12 protein-coding genes, 2 rRNA genes and 1 other RNA gene (1 of these 15 running past the window's edge) are annotated in these 16,056 nt (G+C 64.7%); 10 read left to right on the forward strand and 5 right to left on the reverse strand.

Translation table 11 applies throughout. From position 1 onward, the window contains the following. The 5 genes from NYR97_RS09025 to NYR97_RS09045 all read left to right on the forward strand — a co-directional run. A 23S ribosomal RNA gene (locus NYR97_RS09025) occupies positions 1-131 on the forward strand; it begins 2,750 nt to the left of the window's first position. A 171-nt stretch (positions 132-302) separates the two neighbouring features. Further along, positions 303-417 (forward strand): 5S ribosomal RNA (rrf, locus tag NYR97_RS09030). 302 nt (positions 418-719) lie between these two features. After that, entirely contained in the window at positions 720-1,535 is an 816-nt protein-coding gene (mutM, locus tag NYR97_RS09035; RefSeq protein ID WP_316697613.1) for a bifunctional DNA-formamidopyrimidine glycosylase/DNA-(apurinic or apyrimidinic site) lyase, read from the forward strand. A gap of 185 nt (positions 1,536-1,720) precedes the next feature. Then, positions 1,721-2,824 (forward strand): DUF4380 domain-containing protein, encoded by a 1,104-nt coding sequence (locus tag NYR97_RS09040; protein WP_316697614.1) that lies wholly within the window; start codon positions 1,721-1,723, stop codon positions 2,822-2,824. 67 nt (positions 2,825-2,891) lie between these two features. Then, on the forward strand, positions 2,892-4,493 hold the full coding sequence (locus NYR97_RS09045; RefSeq protein WP_316697615.1) for an OpgD/OpgG family glucan biosynthesis protein: 1,602 nt from the start codon (positions 2,892-2,894) through the stop codon (positions 4,491-4,493). 161 nt (positions 4,494-4,654) lie between these two features. Here the strand turns inward: NYR97_RS09045 and NYR97_RS09050 are convergent, their stop codons facing one another. Continuing rightward, positions 4,655-5,899, reverse strand: a complete 1,245-nt coding sequence (locus tag NYR97_RS09050) for a GAF domain-containing sensor histidine kinase (protein ID WP_205393003.1) — start codon at positions 5,897-5,899, stop codon at positions 4,655-4,657. Between the two features lie 521 nt (positions 5,900-6,420). Next, entirely contained in the window at positions 6,421-7,056 is a 636-nt protein-coding gene (locus NYR97_RS09055; protein WP_316697617.1) for a thymidine kinase, read from the reverse strand. A 207-nt stretch (positions 7,057-7,263) separates the two neighbouring features. On the opposite strand from NYR97_RS09055, the gene NYR97_RS09060 reads away from it, so the two are divergent. Next, positions 7,264-9,240 (forward strand): UvrD-helicase domain-containing protein, encoded by a 1,977-nt coding sequence (locus NYR97_RS09060; protein WP_316697618.1) that lies wholly within the window; start codon positions 7,264-7,266, stop codon positions 9,238-9,240. 206 nt (positions 9,241-9,446) lie between these two features. After that, entirely contained in the window at positions 9,447-9,998 is a 552-nt protein-coding gene (locus NYR97_RS09065) for a GNAT family N-acetyltransferase (RefSeq protein ID WP_316697619.1), read from the forward strand. 43 nt (positions 9,999-10,041) lie between these two features. Here the strand turns inward: NYR97_RS09065 and NYR97_RS09070 are convergent. After that, positions 10,042-10,117: non-coding RNA, sX9 sRNA (locus tag NYR97_RS09070), on the reverse strand. Between the two features lie 77 nt (positions 10,118-10,194). On the opposite strand from NYR97_RS09070, the gene NYR97_RS09075 reads away from it, so the two are divergent. Continuing rightward, positions 10,195-11,229: a DUF4272 domain-containing protein gene (locus NYR97_RS09075; protein ID WP_316697620.1), complete on the forward strand. Its 1,035-nt coding sequence runs from the start codon at positions 10,195-10,197 to the stop codon at positions 11,227-11,229. Between the two features lie 133 nt (positions 11,230-11,362). Here the strand turns inward: NYR97_RS09075 and NYR97_RS09080 are convergent, their stop codons facing one another. After that, positions 11,363-12,031, reverse strand: a complete 669-nt coding sequence (locus NYR97_RS09080; RefSeq protein ID WP_316697621.1) for a YceH family protein — start codon at positions 12,029-12,031, stop codon at positions 11,363-11,365. 339 nt (positions 12,032-12,370) lie between these two features. On the opposite strand from NYR97_RS09080, the gene NYR97_RS09085 reads away from it, so the two are divergent. Beyond that, positions 12,371-13,336, forward strand: a complete 966-nt coding sequence (locus NYR97_RS09085; RefSeq protein ID WP_316697622.1) for a 5'-nucleotidase, lipoprotein e(P4) family — start codon at positions 12,371-12,373, stop codon at positions 13,334-13,336. After that, positions 13,333-14,058 (forward strand): orotidine-5'-phosphate decarboxylase, encoded by a 726-nt coding sequence (pyrF, locus tag NYR97_RS09090; RefSeq protein WP_316697623.1) that lies wholly within the window; start codon positions 13,333-13,335, stop codon positions 14,056-14,058. The genes NYR97_RS09085 and pyrF overlap by 4 nt, the downstream gene beginning before the upstream one ends. Before the next feature lie 249 nt (positions 14,059-14,307). On the opposite strand, the gene NYR97_RS09095 is transcribed toward pyrF, so the two are convergent. Next, positions 14,308-15,828 (reverse strand): tryptophan halogenase family protein, encoded by a 1,521-nt coding sequence (locus NYR97_RS09095; RefSeq protein WP_316697624.1) that lies wholly within the window; start codon positions 15,826-15,828, stop codon positions 14,308-14,310. Positions 15,829-16,056 lie beyond the last annotated feature (228 nt).

Consider the following 16,056-nt stretch of genomic DNA (forward strand, 5'->3'; position numbering starts at 1 on the left):
CTCAAGATGAGACTTCCCGGGGCACAAGCCCCCTAAAGGAACCATATAGACTATGTGGTTGATAGGTCAGGTGTGTAAGTACAGCAATGTATTGAGCTAACTGATACTAATGATCCGTGCGGCTTGACCATATAACCTCAAGTTGCCTTGGTCCCAACGAACGTTGGTAGATCATCAAATGCAAGCTACGTCACAAGTTAACTATGCGAGACGAGCGCCGTAGGTGCTTCCACACGCAAACGCTTGCACAGCAATGTGCACACGTTTGAGGAAGCTCCAACTGGCGACGCTCCAACCGTCTCCCTGGTGAAATTAGCGCTGTGGAACCACCCGATCCCATCCCGAACTCGGAAGTGAAACGCAGCTGCGCCGATGGTAGTGTGGCTCAAGCCATGCGAGAGTAGGTCATCGCCAGGGTCTTTACCCGAAACCCTCAGTCCAACTGGACTGGGGGTTTCTTTTTGTCCAAAACTTGGCGCGATACTCCGAGGCCGAGGCCGGCAACCGAAAGTTGACAGGAAGGCGACAGAGAAATCTGCAAATGCCGCTCTGATTCCCGCTGCGTTTGAACACCCGCGAAGCGGTGCTGGACGAGACTGCAGCACGCACACACGGACGTCCAAGCGCAGATCTGGCTCAGACGAGATTTGGTTTATGTGGCTCCGCCACCATATCCATCACGTCGGTAACATCGCCGGCCTCGCCTACTGGATATCTGCATGCCTGAGCTTCCCGAAGTCGAAACCACCTTGCGCGGCCTGGCCCCGCATCTGGTTGACCAACGGATTCATGGCGTCATCCTGCGACGACCGGATTTGCGCTGGCCGATTCCCGAGCAGATCGAGCGGCTGCTTCCTGGCGCCACCATTACCAACGTGCGGCGTCGCGCCAAGTATCTGTTGATCGATACCGATGCTGGCGGCAGTGCGCTGCTGCATCTTGGAATGTCCGGAAGTCTGCGCGTGTTGCCTGGCGATACATTGCCGCGTGCGCACGATCATGTGGATATCAGTTTGGAAAATGGGCGCGTGCTGCGCTTCAACGATCCGCGCCGATTCGGCTGCCTGTTGTGGCAATCCGATACGCAGGTTCACGAATTGCTTGCTGCACTTGGTCCCGAACCATTATCGGATGCATTTACTGGCGATTATCTGCATGCACTGGCGCGTGGCCGTCGGGCTGCGGTGAAAACCTTTCTGATGGATCAAGCGGTCGTCGTCGGCGTGGGAAATATTTACGCTGCCGAAAGCCTGCATCGCGCGGGAATCAGCCCCTTGCGAGAGGCTGGAAAAGTATCTTTGGACCGCTACCGGCGCTTGGCTACAGCGGTCAAAGACATTCTGGGATATGCGATCCAGCGCGGAGGTACGACGTTGCGTGATTTCATTAGCCCGGACGGTGCGCCTGGTTACTTCGAGCAGGAACTCACGGTGTATGGGCGTGAGGGTGAGGCCTGCAAGCAATGTGGAGGCGTGTTGAAACACGCCACCATCGGACAACGCGCGACGGTGTGGTGCGGAAGTTGCCAACGTTGACAGCGGGCTAGGGTCACACGCGCTGATCGAAACAACGGTATCCAGTTCTGGATCAGCGACGGCGTCTGGCGCGCAGCCTCGAGGTAAATGCGAAGGGCGTGCTCAGAACCGCAATCACCGATGGCTCGCTGGTGCGTCGCTCTGCATCGCGCCACAATCGTTGCGTCCCGCGATTGGAGTTGCACATGTCTGCCTTATTGCGTCGCTTCGTGCCGCTCATTGCTGTTGGTGCATTTACGCTGCAGCCTGCAGCAAGTGTGTATGCCGAGGAGCTTGCGTCCAGCCCCAAGGCCGCGATCGAGCGCATCCAGTTGCGTAACGAGGTTATCGAGCTCAGCGCCACGCCTGCGCTCGGTGGGCGAGTGCTGTCCTTCAATCTGCGTGGACACCCCAACGTGTTGAAGACGGGCATCGCCGTAGACCAGCAACCTGCGCCGGAGGTCTCTGCCACTGCAGGCGATATCCCATATCTGGGCCACGATGTCTGGGTAGGGCCGCAGAGTCAGTGGTGGCTGCATCAACAGGTCAACCCCGCACGTAAAGCCGCAGCTGCAGTGTGGCCGCCGGATCCGTATCTGTCGTTGGCAACCACACACACGGTTACACGCAGTGGCGATCAGCTGATCCTGGAAGGCATACCCAGTCCGGTCACCGGTGTGCAGCTACGCAAGCGCGTTGGCCTCTCGCCAACCCGGGCCGATACCGTGAAGGTGGAGGCCACTGCACGCAATATCCGCAAACAGCCTATCGCTTGGGATCTGTGGTTCAACACGCGGGTTGCAGCCAGTACGCGCGTCTTCGTCCCTGTGGCCAACGTGGCTGATATCCGCATTCAACCGCCGACGGAGGCTGGCACGACTGCGCCGGCGTATCGCCATCACGAGGGCGTCTTCGTGCTGAGTGCCGATACACGGCAGGACGGGCTGACCCAGCGCGGCAAGCTGTTGCTGCAGCCTTCGGCTGGCTGGATGGCGGGTTTTGCAGGTGGTCAGGTGCTGGTGATCCGCTTTACGCATCAGCCACTGGCGGCGATTCACCCTGAACAAGGGCAGGTGGAGTTGTATCTGGATGCGCCACCACAGCACCCCGAGCAAGGACTGTTGGAAATGGAAGTGCATGCGCCGTATCGGCAGCTTGCCCCCGGCGCTCAGATGCAGGCGCAGGAGCAGTGGACCTTGCTGCGTTATGGCGGCCCTGACGAACGGCAGGCACAGCGACAGTTCCTGTGCAGCAAGGCGAAAGAGCTGGGGCTGAGAAACGCGTGCGCGTCTTCGTCAGCGGCGCCCTGAGCGTCGCATTCACGTGCACGCCGGGCTGTGGCTATGATGTCGCCATTCCCTGATCAGATCGATGCGCATGCAACGACGCCACTTCCTGAAAAATGCCGCTGCCGCTTTGGCCGCGCTCGGTTTGCCGGCGTTGCCGCAATGGGCGTTAGCCGCCAAGGCGGTGGGACTGCGTCGGTTGGGGCAGCCGCAGCCGTTCGACTATGCCTGGCTGAAGGGTCAGGCGCGTGAGCTGGCCAAGGCGCCGTACAAAAGCCACAAGCAGGTGCTGCCGGGGCCGCTGGAGGCGTTGAACTGGGATCAGTATCAATCGATCCGCTATCGGCAGGACCACGCGTTGTGGGCCGATGGCAATGGCAAGTTTCAGGCGAAGTTCTTCCACCTGGGGCTGTACTTCCACACCCCGGTGCACATCTACGACATCGTCGATGGCAAGGCGCAGCAGCTGGCCTATGACCCGGCTGCGTTCGATTACGGCAGCAGCGGGCTGGGCGGCAAGCAGTTGCCTAAAGACCTGGGGTTTGCAGGATTTCGTCTGAACACGCGCAAGGACACCGACCGCGATTTTTCGGCGTTCCTGGGGGCGAGTTATTTCCGTGCGGTGGGCAAGGAAGGTCAGTACGGACAGTCGGCGCGCGGCTTGGCGATCGATACCGGAACGGGCGGGCCGGAGGAGTTTCCGGATTTCATCGCCTATTACCTGGAGCAGCCGGCGGACGATTCGGACACTGTGGTGGTGTACGGGTTGTTGGACTCGCCTAGCGTTGCCGGTGCGTATCGGTTTGCCATCACCAATGGCGAGGTGCTGGTGATGGAGATCGACAGCGCGCTGTATCCGCGCAAGGCCATCGAGCGGCTCGGCATCGGCCCGTGCACCAGCATGTACCAGGTGGGCGAAAACGACAGCCGGATGGATTGGGATTGGCGCCCGGAGATCCACGACACCGACGGGTTGGCGATGTGGACCGGCGGCGGCGAATGGATCTGGCGGCCGTTGTGCAACCCGCCGCAGCTGCGCTTCAACATGTTCGTCGACGAGAACCCGCGCGGGTTCGGGCTGCTGCAGCGCGACCGCAATTTCGACCATTACCAGGACGATGGCGTGTTCTACGAGAAGCGCCCGTGCCTGTGGGTGGAGCCGAAGAGTGGTTGGGGCAAGGGCTCGGTGCAACTGGTCGAGATTCCGACCGTGGACGAGACCTTCGACAACATCGTGGCGTTCTGGAATCCACAGGACAAGCCGCAGCCGGGGCAGGAGTTGCTGATGGGGTACCGGCTGTACTGGGGCGCGCATCCGCCGGCCAGCTCGCCGCTGGCGCATTGCGTGGCCACGCGCACCGGGCTGGGCGGCATCGTCGGGCAGAAGCGCAGCCATTTTTCCTGGCGGTTTGCGGTGGATTTCGCGGGCGGCGACTTGGCTGCATTGGTCAAGGATCCCAAGGCCAAGGTCGAGGCGATCATCCAGGTGTCGCGCGGAACTACCGAGATCGTATCGGCGCGTCCGCTGCATGAACTCAAAGGCTATCGGGCGATGTTCGACCTGGTGCCGCCGGATGACAGCACCCAGCAGATCGATATCCGTCTGTTCCTGCGCGCCAACGGCAAGCCGCTGACCGAAACCTGGCTGTACCAGTGGACGCCGCCACCGGCGAGCGAGCGCAAGATCTACTAGCGCAAAGCCATGCAGTGCCAAGCTTCGTCGCGCGACCGGTCTGGCGCGATGGTCAGGCACGTGTAAACAGCACACTGTGATGATGGTCGGCCGATGTCGAGTATCGATTGCGGCTGCGTGACAGCCGCACAGTCGCTGATGCGTCACCCAATCGCCCCGGCTCAGGCCGGGGTCGAGCTATCGACCAGTTGCATGCGTGCACGCGGACGCACGCAGGCCAGCTCTACACGGAAACAGGTGCCGTTCTTGCCGCTGGTGATGCGCAGTTCGCCTTGATGGGCCTGGGCGATCTGGGCGGCCATATGCAGGCCCAGATCGACCTCGGGCAACGCGCGTCCGCCCGTGTGCACGTGCGTGGAGGCCTGCAGCACGTCGAGCCGGCGCGGATCGATGCCGTCCAGATTGCAGACCTCAATGCGCAGGCGGCCCTGCTCAGTGACCGCGACCGCCTTGATCAGCGAACTCTGTTGTCCCTGCACCACGGCGTTGATCATCAGGCTGCCGAACATCTGCGCCAGGCGCACCGCATCGCCATGCACCGGCTCGTCGATGGCCACATGCGTGGACAGCACCTGGTTCGGGTAGGCGGCGCGGGTTTCGTCGACGACCTGCGACAAGGCATCGAGCAGATCGCTGCCGTTGCCGTAGTCCAGCTGCAGCCAGTCGCGTTCGATGCCGCGTGCGAAATCGGAAGCGAAGTCGATCAGTTCTTCCATGCGCCGCAGGCTGCGCTGCATCGAGCGGATCGCGCCCCCCTGGCGCTGGTTGAGCGGGTCGATCGCCAGCATGTCCACCACCGCATGCATGGACTGCAGCGGGTTGCGCAGGTCGTGGCCGAGAATGCCGATGAACTCTTCGCGTAGGCGCGCCGAGGCGCCGACACGGCCCAGCTCGTTGCGCGCCCGCTGCGACTCCTGCGCGCTTTCTTCGGCACGCTGCTCGGCCTGAATCTGCGCTGCCAGCAGTTGCGCCAGCAGCTCGACCTTTTCCACCATCGGTGCGTCCATGACGCGCGGTAACGGGTCCAGCGCGCACAAGGTGCCGAACACGCTGCCGTCGTCGAACTTGATCGGCACCGAGACATAGCTTTCGAAGCCGTACAGCCGCGGCGTGGGGTGATCGCGGAAGACCGGGTGCTCGGAGGCGTGGCCGAACCACAACGCGTTGCCCTGGGTGCGCACGCTGTCGCAGAAGGTGGTGACCAGCGGCAGCTCGTCGCCGGGCGCCAGGCCGAACGACAGCTCGTCGCGCACCTGGCAGGTGATCCAGCGCGTATCGGTCACGCGCGCTACGGCGGCGAACCCCATGCCGGTCAGGCGGGTGAGAATGGTCAGCACATCGGGGACCGACGATAGCCGGCCAACACGCGCGATATCTGCGCGTAACTCGGGAGGAAGCGGACCCATGAATTGCCTCCCGACAAATGGATGGTCGCCAGTTTACAGGACTGCGGTTGCGCCTGGTTGCATGCGGATCGCTGCAACGACGCGGCAACGATACGCTTGTTGCTGCGTGGCGGAAATACAGCGGCGAGTGAATGCCTGCAGGGGTTTAGCGACGCATCACAAGTGCATACCGGGTAAGCGCGTTAACGGCATTTCGGCTGAATTCTTCAGCCAGTTACTACGGTGGTTTAGCTGCCCGATGGCGGGCAAGTATCCGGCGCGGCAATGCCGCCCCATCCAGGAAATGGCGTATCGCGATCCGCATATCAAGACCATCGGGCGGGATCGGGTAACGGCCGCCGCATATAGATGCATTTTGCGCGTACCCGATGCTTCGTCGGGTGCGCAACGGTTCGGCATGACGATGCCATTCTCATTGCGCGACATGTCGATGGCCGGTCTCGCAGAAGATCTGCATTGTCCGCTGCTGATGACATTCTCGGCATCGCGCTGCACTTCAGTCAGGGCGACGCCGTGGAGCGCTACGAGCCCGCCGGCGGCAGCGGTAACGCGATCTGCAGCGGGTCGATGCGGCCTTCGCCACGCATGATCTTCTTGAACTCGGCGCGGCTGACCGACACGTAGCGCTCGTTGCCGCCGATCTCCACCTGCGGGCCGTCCTGCACCGCATGCCCTTGCGCGTCCACGCGCACGGTCATGGTGGCCTTGCTGCCGCTGTGGCAGATGGTCTTGATCTCCTCCAGCTCGTCGGCCCAGGCCAGCAGGAACTGGCTGCCCTCGAACAGCTCGCCGCGGAAGTCGGTGCGTAACCCGTAACAGAGCACTGGCACGCGCAGCCGGTCGACCACCTCGCTCAACTGCCAGACCTGCGCGCGGCCGAGAAACTGCGCCTCGTCCACCAGAACGCAGTGCAGGGCACCTTGGGCGGCGATGTCGCGCTCGATCAGCTGCTGCAGTTCGGTGTCGCGATCGAACGCGCGCCCGTCTGCACGCAAGCCGATCCGCGATGCGACCACGCCGCTGCCGGCGCGGTGGTCGAGTTTGGGCGTCAGGATCAGCGTGCGCATGCCGCGTTCGCGGTAGTTGTGCGCCGACTGCAGCAAGGTGGTGGTCTTGCCGGCATTCATCGCCGAATAGTAGAAATAGAGCTTGGCCATCGGGCGATTTTACCGGGCCGGGCGGCTGCATGCAGCGCACCACGGGTAAGCGGTGCCGCCGGCTACCGGACCGCGGCGGGTGCTGCTGCCGCGCTATCGAACCCGTCCATCCGGGGCACAATGACAGCGCAGCAGCCGAGCTGAATCCGGCGCGCCGGCCAGCCGCAGGCGGCGCCGGTACAATGGCCTGCTCTGTTGGAAGCCTCTATGCACGGTCTCAATCCCCCGCAAAGCGCCGCAGTGCTGCACTGCGAAGGTCCCTTGTTGGTGCTGGCCGGTGCCGGCAGCGGCAAGACGCGCGTGATCGTGGAAAAGATCGCGCATCTGATCGCCACCGGCCGCTATCCGGCCAAGCGCATCGCCGCGATCACCTTCACCAACAAGTCGGCCAAGGAAATGCGCGAACGTGTGGCCAAGCGTATCCGTGGCGACGGCGCCGATGGGTTGACCATCTGCACCTTCCACGCGCTGGGGCTGAAGTTCCTGCAGATCGAGCATGCCGTTGCCGGTTTGAAGCGCGGCTTTTCGATCTTCGATTCCGACGATGCCGCCGCCCAGATCAAGGACCTGATGCACGGCGCCAAGCCCGATGCGATCGAGGACGCCAAGAACCTGATCTCGCGCGCCAAAAACGCCGGCATGTCGCCCGAACAGGCGATGGCTGCGGCGCGCAGCAATCGCGAAAAGGAAGCCGCCAGCCTGTACGAGCGCTACCAGGCGCGGCTGACCACCTTCAACGCGGTGGACTTCGACGATCTGATCCGCCTGCCGGTGCAGATTCTGGAGGGCAACGAAGAGATCGTGATGGGCTGGCGTGAGCGCATCGGCTATCTGCTGGTGGACGAGTGCCAGGACACCAACGATGCGCAATACCGGCTGCTGAAGATGCTGGCCGGGCCGCGCGGCAACTTCACCTGCGTGGGCGACGACGACCAGAGCATCTATGCCTGGCGCGGCGCCAATCCGGAAAACCTGCAGCAGATGGGGCGCGATTATCCGGCCCTGGAAATCATCAAGCTGGAACAGAATTACCGCTGCTCCAACCGCGTGTTGCGTGCGGCCAATGCCTTGATCGCGCACAACCCGCACGAGCACTTGAAGACCCTGTGGAGCGACCAGGCCGACGGCGAGCGCATCCGCGTGTGGGAATGCCGCGACAGCGAGCACGAGGCGGAAAAGGTCGCCGCCGAGATCTCGTTCCTGGGCACCGCCAAGCAGGTGCCGTGGAGCGATTTCTGCATTCTGTTCCGCGGCAATTTTCAATCGCGGCCGCTGGAAAAGGCGCTGCAGCTGCTGCGCGTGCCGTATCACCTGACCGGTGGCACCGCGTTTTTGGAGCGGCAGGAAGTCAAGGACGTGTTGTCGTGGTTGCGGTTGATCGTCAACCCCGAAGACGACGCCGCGTTCTTGCGCGCGGTGCAGTCGCCCAAGCGCGAAGTCGGTGCGACCTCGCTGGCGCGATTGGCCGAGCTTGCCAGTGCCAAGTCGGTGCCGATGTCGCGCGCAGCCGAGTCGATGGGCGCGCTGCAGCACTTGCCGCCGCGTGCGGCCAACGGCCTGAGCGCGTTTACCGACATCCTGCGCGATATGCGCGAGCATTCGGCCACGATGCCTGCGGGCGAGTTGGTACGCACCTTGGCCGAAAAATCCGGCCTGCTCAACGACCTGCGCAACCAGTCCAAGGACGAAACCGGCTTCCAGCGCCGCAAGCGCAATCTGGACGAATTGGCCGAGTGGTTCGAAGGCGGCCCACGTGGCGCAAGCGCCAGCGATCTGGCCGCGCAGCTGGCGTTGTTGTCGCGCAACGACAAGGACGATGGCGGCAACCAGGTGCGCATGATGACCATGCATGCGTCCAAGGGCCTGGAATTCCGCTATGTCTTCATCGTCGGCTGCGAGGACGGCGTGCTGCCGCACGAAGTGAGCCTGGAAGAAGGCAATCTGCAGGAAGAGCGTCGTCTGCTGTACGTGGGCATCACCCGCGCCAAGGAGCAGCTGTGGATGAGCCACAGCAAATTGACGCGCAAGTTCGGCGAGCATGTGCGGCTCAAGCCGAGCCGGTTCTTCGATGAGATCCCGGCCGAAGAACTGCAGCGCGACGGCGCCGACCCGGTTGCCGATGCCGAGCGCAAGAAAGAGCGCGCCAGCGCGGGCCTGGCGGCGATCCAGGCGTTGTTCGACTAAGAGAGAAAAAACGACGCGACTGCGCTCACCGTCAGGCAGGTGGTGTCGGTGTTCGATGCCACGTGATCGCCCGAGGTGACGGCCCCGCACACACTGCCTGGTCGTGGCGGATGCTCTGGCAACCGTTCCAGATGCGTGCTCTTGCCTGCGTCGCATGTCGGCAGGCTTGCCACTCACGCATCTGCGCGGCAGTCTGGTTTTCCCTGATGCCGGAGTGCGCCGTGACCGTCGTGATCGAAACCCCTCGTTTGCGCCTGCGCACGCTCGAGCCCGAGCGCGATGCCGACGCGATGTTGGTCTTGGTCAACGACCCCGGTTTCATCGCCGGCATCAATGATCGCGGCGTGCGGACGCGCGAGCAGGCGCGCGATCATCTGCGCGAGTGGGCGCAGGCGCACCAGGAACAATACGGCTTTGCGCATTGGGCGGTGGAAACGCGCGCCGAGGGCGCGTTTGCAGGCACGTTGGGCTTGTTGTGCCGCGAGACCTTACCGGTGCCGCATATCGGCTTTGCACTGCTACCCGAGCATCGCGGCAAGGGCTACGTAATCGAAGCCGGGCGTGCGGTGCTGGACCATGCGCGCGATGTGCTGGGGTTGTCGCAGCTGTGCGCGATCGTGTCGCCGGACAATGCCGATTCGATCCGCGCGCTGGAAAAACTCGGATTGCAGCGGCAAGGCCTGCGGGTGCTGAGCCAGGGGGCCGATCCGGTGCTGTATTACACGATCGATCTTGCGCCCGCCGGCATGGACAGCTGAGCGTGCCTCCGGCACCCTGCCGGCTTATCTCACGGCCAAAAGTGGCTAACAAAACCTGGCGAGTGTTCGTCAGCTCGGCGCGGACAGCGCGGAGCAACCGCAGTGTACGAGGGGTACATAAGGGACCGAACACCGATGACACCTGCCTGATGGTGAGCGCGGTAGTTTTGTTCGTCACCCCAACAAGGACACCCGCATGCCGTTGCTGGTCAACGCCTATTCCACCCTGCGCGACCCCGTGTGGCCGGATTTTCTTCCGCGCGCCGCCGTGCAGCACCGCGACCATACCGATCCGGAACTGGCGACGCATCTGCATGGCTTTGTCGGCTACGTGAATCAGGCCGGCGACGGCCAGATGACCCAGCCGCGCTATCACCTGATGCGGCATGTGCAGCGGGTGCGTCAGCACTTCACCTTCGAGGTCGACGACGCGGCTTTCGGGGAATTGGCGCAGTGGGCCGAGCAAGCCAACGCGGTATGTTTTCTGGCCGACGGCAGCGTGCGCGACCCGCACGGGCGGGTGCTGATCAGCCAGGGCGAGCCGGCGATCGACAATGAGGCGCAGGTGCCGTATCCGCCGGATGCGCTGCAGCGACGTGCGCAGCAACTGGCCCGGCTGACCGCGCAAGGCATCCGCGTGCCGCCCAGTCTGCCGCCGGTGCCCGGCGAGGCCGAAGCGCGGGTGCGCGATGCCGCAGCGGTGACGCAGCGCATGCTGGCGTTGTTTGCGGTGGCGTTGCGTGCGGAGATGCTGGCCGCCGGCGATACGCCACCGTCGCTGGAAGACATGGACGCCCGCCTGCCCGGCGTGGCGGCGGCACTGTCGCCACAAGAGCGCGCCTTTTTTGCCCAACCCGCACCGGAGCCGCAGCAACTCGCCAACTTCGGCTGGCGCTACGAGAGCCTGGCCGTGCTGCAGTGGGCCCTGGGGCTGGCCGACGCGCTGCCGGAGCCGACCGACCTGTGCGATGTGCCCCTGGCTGCCCAGCGCGCGCTGGAGCACGCCGAAGCCGCGACGCGGCCGTCGCTGACGCTACGGCCGGTGCCTGAACTGCTGGATGCGCTGGACCGGCACTTGCGCCTGCATTGGGCAGTGCGCCAGGCCGGCCAGGGCCAGCAACCGCCACCGGCCGGCATCGTGCCGGGCGTGGTCTACGAGCGTCACTACACTCTCAACTGGCTGCTGCACTTCGAAGACGCCGACTGGGACGAGGTGGATACGCCGACGTGAGCGGGGCGGGGCGCAACCTGCGCCATCACCGCTCGGCAAGGGCGTCGTCTGGCGATCTGGCCGGTCGTTGCGTGATTTGCGCTCCGCGTGGGCGGCGAAGTGAAGCGGGCATCTCCAGGAGCAGACCGTGGGCCTAGGCGCCAGCCGCCTCCAGGCGCGCCTGCACCGCTGCCAGCGCATCCTGCAATTCGGCGATAGTGGCTTCCAGGGTTTGCACGCGTGCTTCCAGCTCGCTGCTGTCGGCGCTGCTGCGTGGGCTTGGCGCGGCGCGCGCTGCCGCAGCCTGCAATGCCTCCACATCCAGCTCGCCACTGAGCAGATGCGCATAACGCTCTTCGCGCTGGCCGCTGGCGCGCGGCAGTTGCACGGCCAGGCCGCGCTGGATCAGCCGGTCCAGATGGTGGCGCACGTCGTCGGCATCGTTGAAGCGCGTCAGCCGCTCGCTGCGCGCGAACAGCTCGCCCAGCGTCTGCGGGCCGCGCAGCAGCAACAGACCGATCAGGGCGACCTGCTGGCGGGTCAGATCCAGCACGCTGCCCAGCCGGTGCTCGTAGCGCTCGGCGCGCGAGGAGAACTGCTGGCGTACCAGCCCCAGGGTTTCGAGTTGACGCAGGGCGTGATGCACCACGCCGGTCTGCAGGTTCAGTACCGGCTCGCGCGCGGTCTTTTGATTGGCGGCCACCTGCGCGGCGTTGACCGTGAGCGGATACGCATCCGGCGTGGTCGCCTCTTTTTCGATCAGGCAGCCGAGCACGCGGGCCTGGGCGGTATCGAGAACGGGCGGGGAAGGTGCATCTGTCATGGGGGCGACTCCGGGGCAATCAGCGCACAAGGATATGCCGATCCTGCGTTGGCGTTCTTCCGGTGCGGCGATCACGCAGCGTGGCTTACGACATCGACGTCTGCATGGCGCAGGCCTGCGTTGTGCGGCGACCATGAGCCTGAGCAGGGCCGGGCTGGCGCAAGCATGTATCCGCCGCAGTGGTGTTCAAACCCATTCGGCCAGCTGGCCATACGCCCCGTGTCGCAGCGGCAGCCATCCGTGCGCCTCAGCCGTTGCCGACGGCATAGCCATCAGCCAGAGCGGGCGGGGCGGCGCGAACCCGCTAAAATCGCGGTCTTCATTGCCGCTCCTGTCCTGGTGGATGCCATGCGCCCCTCGTTTTACGCACCGTTGTCCTTGCTCGCCTGCGCCGCGCTGGCATTGAGCGCCTGCAAGCCCAGCGACAAGGAGCTTGCCCAACGCGCGCAGGATGCCGCCGTGCCGGCCAATGCCGCCGCCAGCGCCGCCGCAGACAAGACCGCCGCGCAGCCTGCTTCCACCACCGCGCCGGCCGGCGACGACAACCTCAACGCGGTGTTGTGGATGCAGCGCTCGGAGGAATACCGCGCAGTGGCCGAGCAGACCTACCGTGCCGCTGCCGACAAGCTGGACGCTGCGCTGAAGCAGCCCAACTGGGACGCGCTGGTGCCCGAAGAACGCGGCAATGCCGCCACCGGGCTGAAGCCGGCGGTGGTGCTAGACGTGGACGAGACGGTGCTGGACAACTCGCCCTACCAGGCGCGCCTGCTGCGCGACGGCAAGGAATACGACGAGCTGAGCTGGGACCAGTGGGTGGCCGAGAAGAAGGCCACCGCGATCCCGGGCGTGGTGGATTTCGCCAAGGCCGCCAACGCCCGCGGCATCACCCTGATCTACATCTCCAACCGCGCGGTGCACCTCAAGGACGCCACGCTGGCCAACCTGCGCAGCGTCGGGTTGCCGGTGGCCGACGACAGCGTGTTTCTCGGGTTAGGCACGGTGGTGCAGGGCTGCGAGCAGAACGGCAGCGAGAAGAACTGCCGTCGCCAGCTGGCCGGCCAGACCTACCGCGTGCTGATGCAGTTCGGCGACCAGCTGGGCGACTTCGTGCAGGTCACTGCCAATACCGGCCAGGCGCGGGGCGCATTGCTGCAGCAGTACCACGACTGGTTCGGCGAGCGCTGGTGGATGCTGCCCAACCCCAGCTACGGCGGTTGGGAGCCGGCGCAGTTCAACAACGACTTCAGCCAGCCCTGGCAGCAGCGCCACGATGCCAAGCGCGCCGCGCTGGAGGTGGCCCGATGAGCCGCGCACCGCTTCCGCTGGCCGCGCACGAGCGGCTGATCTTCGCGCTGGATGTGCCCGGGCATGACGAGGCGATCGCCTGGGTGGACCGGTTGGGCGAGTCGGTGTCCTTCTACAAGATCGGCATGGAGCTGCTGGCCTCCGGCGAGTATTTCCAGGTGCTCGACGCCCTGGCCAGGCGCGACAAGCGCGTGTTCGTCGACCTGAAGTTCTTCGACATCCCCGCCACCGTCGCCGGCACCATCCGCCGCCTGTCGCAGTGGCCGGTGAGCTATTGCACCGTGCACGGCTGGCACGCCGGCATGCTGCAAGCTGCTGCTGAGGCCAACCAAGGCGACATGCGCCTGCTGGCGGTGACGGTGCTGACCTCGATGGGTCGGCCTGACCTGGCCGCGATGGGCATCGACCGCGAACCGGTGGAGGTGGTGGTGGAACGCGCGCTGGCCGCCCAGGCCGCCGGCATCGACGGGGTGATCGCCTCCGGCCAGGAAGCCGGCCCGATCCGCAGCGCGACCGGTGCCGGGTTTTCGATCGTCTGCCCCGGCATCCGCCCCGGCGGCCCGGTCGGCGACGACCAGCAACGCACCGTGGGCGTGGCGCAGGCATTCAACGATGGCGCCGATGCCATCGTGGTCGGCCGCCCGATTCGCTTGGCCGCCGATCCGGCCGCTGCGGCGGCTGCGATCCAGGCCGAGATTCAAGCGGCGGTGGCGCAGCGCTGACGGAGCCTCCGGCGCGCGCCGGCCATGTCTACGCAAGCAAAATCAACAAGTTAAAGCGATAAAATTAAAGTGTTGCTTTAACGTTAAAGCCTGCGTACGATGCCCCTCGTCCGATGTCAGTCGGAAGCTGTGCCACTCATTGTCCACCGGGCTTGTCCCGGTTTTCGAAGGGATCGGGCCTTGTGCCCGGTCCTTTTTTTTTTGCCTGCCGATCGGTGCGTGCAGCGACTGCGTCGGCGGTGCCGTCGCTCAACGCGGCGCCGCTGCCTTGCAGTAGCGATCGATGAACTGCTGGTGGGTCGGCATGACGTCCACGCAGTGGCCGATGGTCTGCGCCACGCTGGCCAGGAAGCGTTCGGCGTCGTGATCAGGCACCTGGTCCACCAGCGGGTGGTAGCCCCGCGGCAGGATGCCCTGGCCGACCATCACCTGCACCCAGCTGATCTCGGCGAACATCTCCTCGGCATTGCGATAGAAGCGCCCGCTGTCGCGGAACAGGTCCAGCGTGGTCTGCAGCTCCGGGGTGATCGGCATCGTGCGGCAGTGCCGCCAGAACGCGCTGTCGTCGCGCTCGGTGGCGTGGTAGTGCAGTACCAGGAAATCGCGGATGCGGTCGAACTCGAACGCCAGCCGGTCGTTGTAGCGCTGCACCAGCACCGGGCTGATGCCCTCGCGCGGAAACAACTCCAGCAGCCGGGAAATGCCGGCCTGGATCAGATGGATGCTGGTCGATTCCAGCGGTTCCAGGAAGCCGCTGGCCAGGCCTAATGCCACCACGTTGCGGTTCCAGAACTGCTTGCGCCGGCCGGTGGTGAAGCGCAGCGGGCGCGGGTCGGCTAGCGGCTTGCCCTCCAGGTTGGCGAGTAGCGTGGCGGCGGCTTCGTCGTCGCTGATGTGCGCGCTGGAATACACATAGCCGTTGCCGGTGCGGTGCTGCAGCGGGATGCGCCACTGCCAGCCGGCCGCGCGCGCGGTGGAGCGCGTATACGGCGTGGGCGGGCCGACGTTTTCGCTCGGCACCGCCAGGGCGCGGTCGCAGGGCAGCCAATGGGTGAAGTCGTGGTAGCCGGTGTGCAGCGCTTCTTCGATCAACAGCCCGCGGAAGCCGGAGCAGTCGATGAACAGGTCGCCGCTGACCACTTGTCCGGAGGCCAGCTGCAGCGATTGCACGTGGCCGCTGTCCGCATGCAGCTGCACCTGCTCGACCAGGCCTTCGATACGCGTGACACCGCGCTGTTCCGAATAACTGCGCAAGAAGCGCGCGTAGTGCGAGGCATCGAAGTGATACGCGTAGGCGATATTGGCCAGCGGCGAATTGGCCGGCACATCGCCGGCCGAGGTCATGAACTTGCCGCGCACGGCGGCCACGGTATTGAGCGTGTACGCACCTAGCGGTTGCGCCTTGCCGCGCAGATGTTGCTTGATCCAGTACTGATGGAACGGCAGCAGCCCGAGCGGGTGCCCGATCTGCGTGCCGAAGCCGTGGATGTACGAGGTGCCGGGGCGTTGCCAGTCGACGAACTCGATGCCGAGCTTGAAACTGCCCTGGGTCTGTCGCACGAACTCGGCCTCGTCGATGCCGAGCAGATTGTTGAAGGCCTTGATGTGCGGCACGGTGGCCTCGCCGACGCCGACGGTGCCGAGCTGTTCGGATTCGATCAGCTGTACGTTGAAGCCGGGGCCAAGCACGCGCGCGAAGGCGGCGGCCGCCATCCAGCCGGCGGTACCACCGCCGACGATGACGATGTTGCGAAGCGGAGCGGGGATCATGGAGGTCCGGTCCTCAAAAGAAATAAAGCCACTGACAAAACGTCTGCGCGCACTACCTGGTGGTTGCAACCGGTGCGACATGCAGCACCATTTGCATGCGTTGACGCATCCACCTGACGACTGCTCATTACGTTGTGTCAGCCGCTCCAGAAGCTGACAGGCGAACGGGGCCAATCGGCCCCGTTCGAATCACGCGCATCCAAGCGTATGCGCGTGCAGGTTACGTTG

The organism is Xanthomonas hydrangeae, from assembly GCF_032697525.1.
GTDB lineage: Bacteria > Pseudomonadota > Gammaproteobacteria > Xanthomonadales > Xanthomonadaceae > Xanthomonas > Xanthomonas hydrangeae.

Excerpts from the sequence above, each read along its gene's own strand:
- mutM (WP_316697613.1), top strand. The coding sequence starts at position 720 with ATGCCTGAGCTTCCCGAAGTCGAAACCACCTTGCGCGGCCTGGCCCCG.
- pyrF (WP_316697623.1), top strand. The coding sequence starts at position 13,333 with ATGAGCCGCGCACCGCTTCCGCTGGCCGCGCACGAGCGGCTGATCTTC.
- NYR97_RS09045 (WP_316697615.1), top strand. The coding sequence starts at position 2,892 with ATGCAACGACGCCACTTCCTGAAAAATGCCGCTGCCGCTTTGGCCGCG.
- NYR97_RS09060 (WP_316697618.1), top strand. The coding sequence starts at position 7,264 with ATGCACGGTCTCAATCCCCCGCAAAGCGCCGCAGTGCTGCACTGCGAA.
- NYR97_RS09055 (WP_316697617.1), bottom strand. The coding sequence starts at position 7,056 with ATGGCCAAGCTCTATTTCTACTATTCGGCGATGAATGCCGGCAAGACC.
- NYR97_RS09050 (WP_205393003.1), bottom strand. The coding sequence starts at position 5,899 with ATGGGTCCGCTTCCTCCCGAGTTACGCGCAGATATCGCGCGTGTTGGC.
- NYR97_RS09040 (WP_316697614.1), top strand. The coding sequence starts at position 1,721 with ATGTCTGCCTTATTGCGTCGCTTCGTGCCGCTCATTGCTGTTGGTGCA.
- NYR97_RS09095 (WP_316697624.1), bottom strand. The coding sequence starts at position 15,828 with ATGATCCCCGCTCCGCTTCGCAACATCGTCATCGTCGGCGGTGGTACC.
- NYR97_RS09080 (WP_316697621.1), bottom strand. The coding sequence starts at position 12,031 with ATGACAGATGCACCTTCCCCGCCCGTTCTCGATACCGCCCAGGCCCGC.
- NYR97_RS09075 (WP_316697620.1), top strand. The coding sequence starts at position 10,195 with ATGCCGTTGCTGGTCAACGCCTATTCCACCCTGCGCGACCCCGTGTGG.
- NYR97_RS09065 (WP_316697619.1), top strand. The coding sequence starts at position 9,447 with ATGCCGGAGTGCGCCGTGACCGTCGTGATCGAAACCCCTCGTTTGCGC.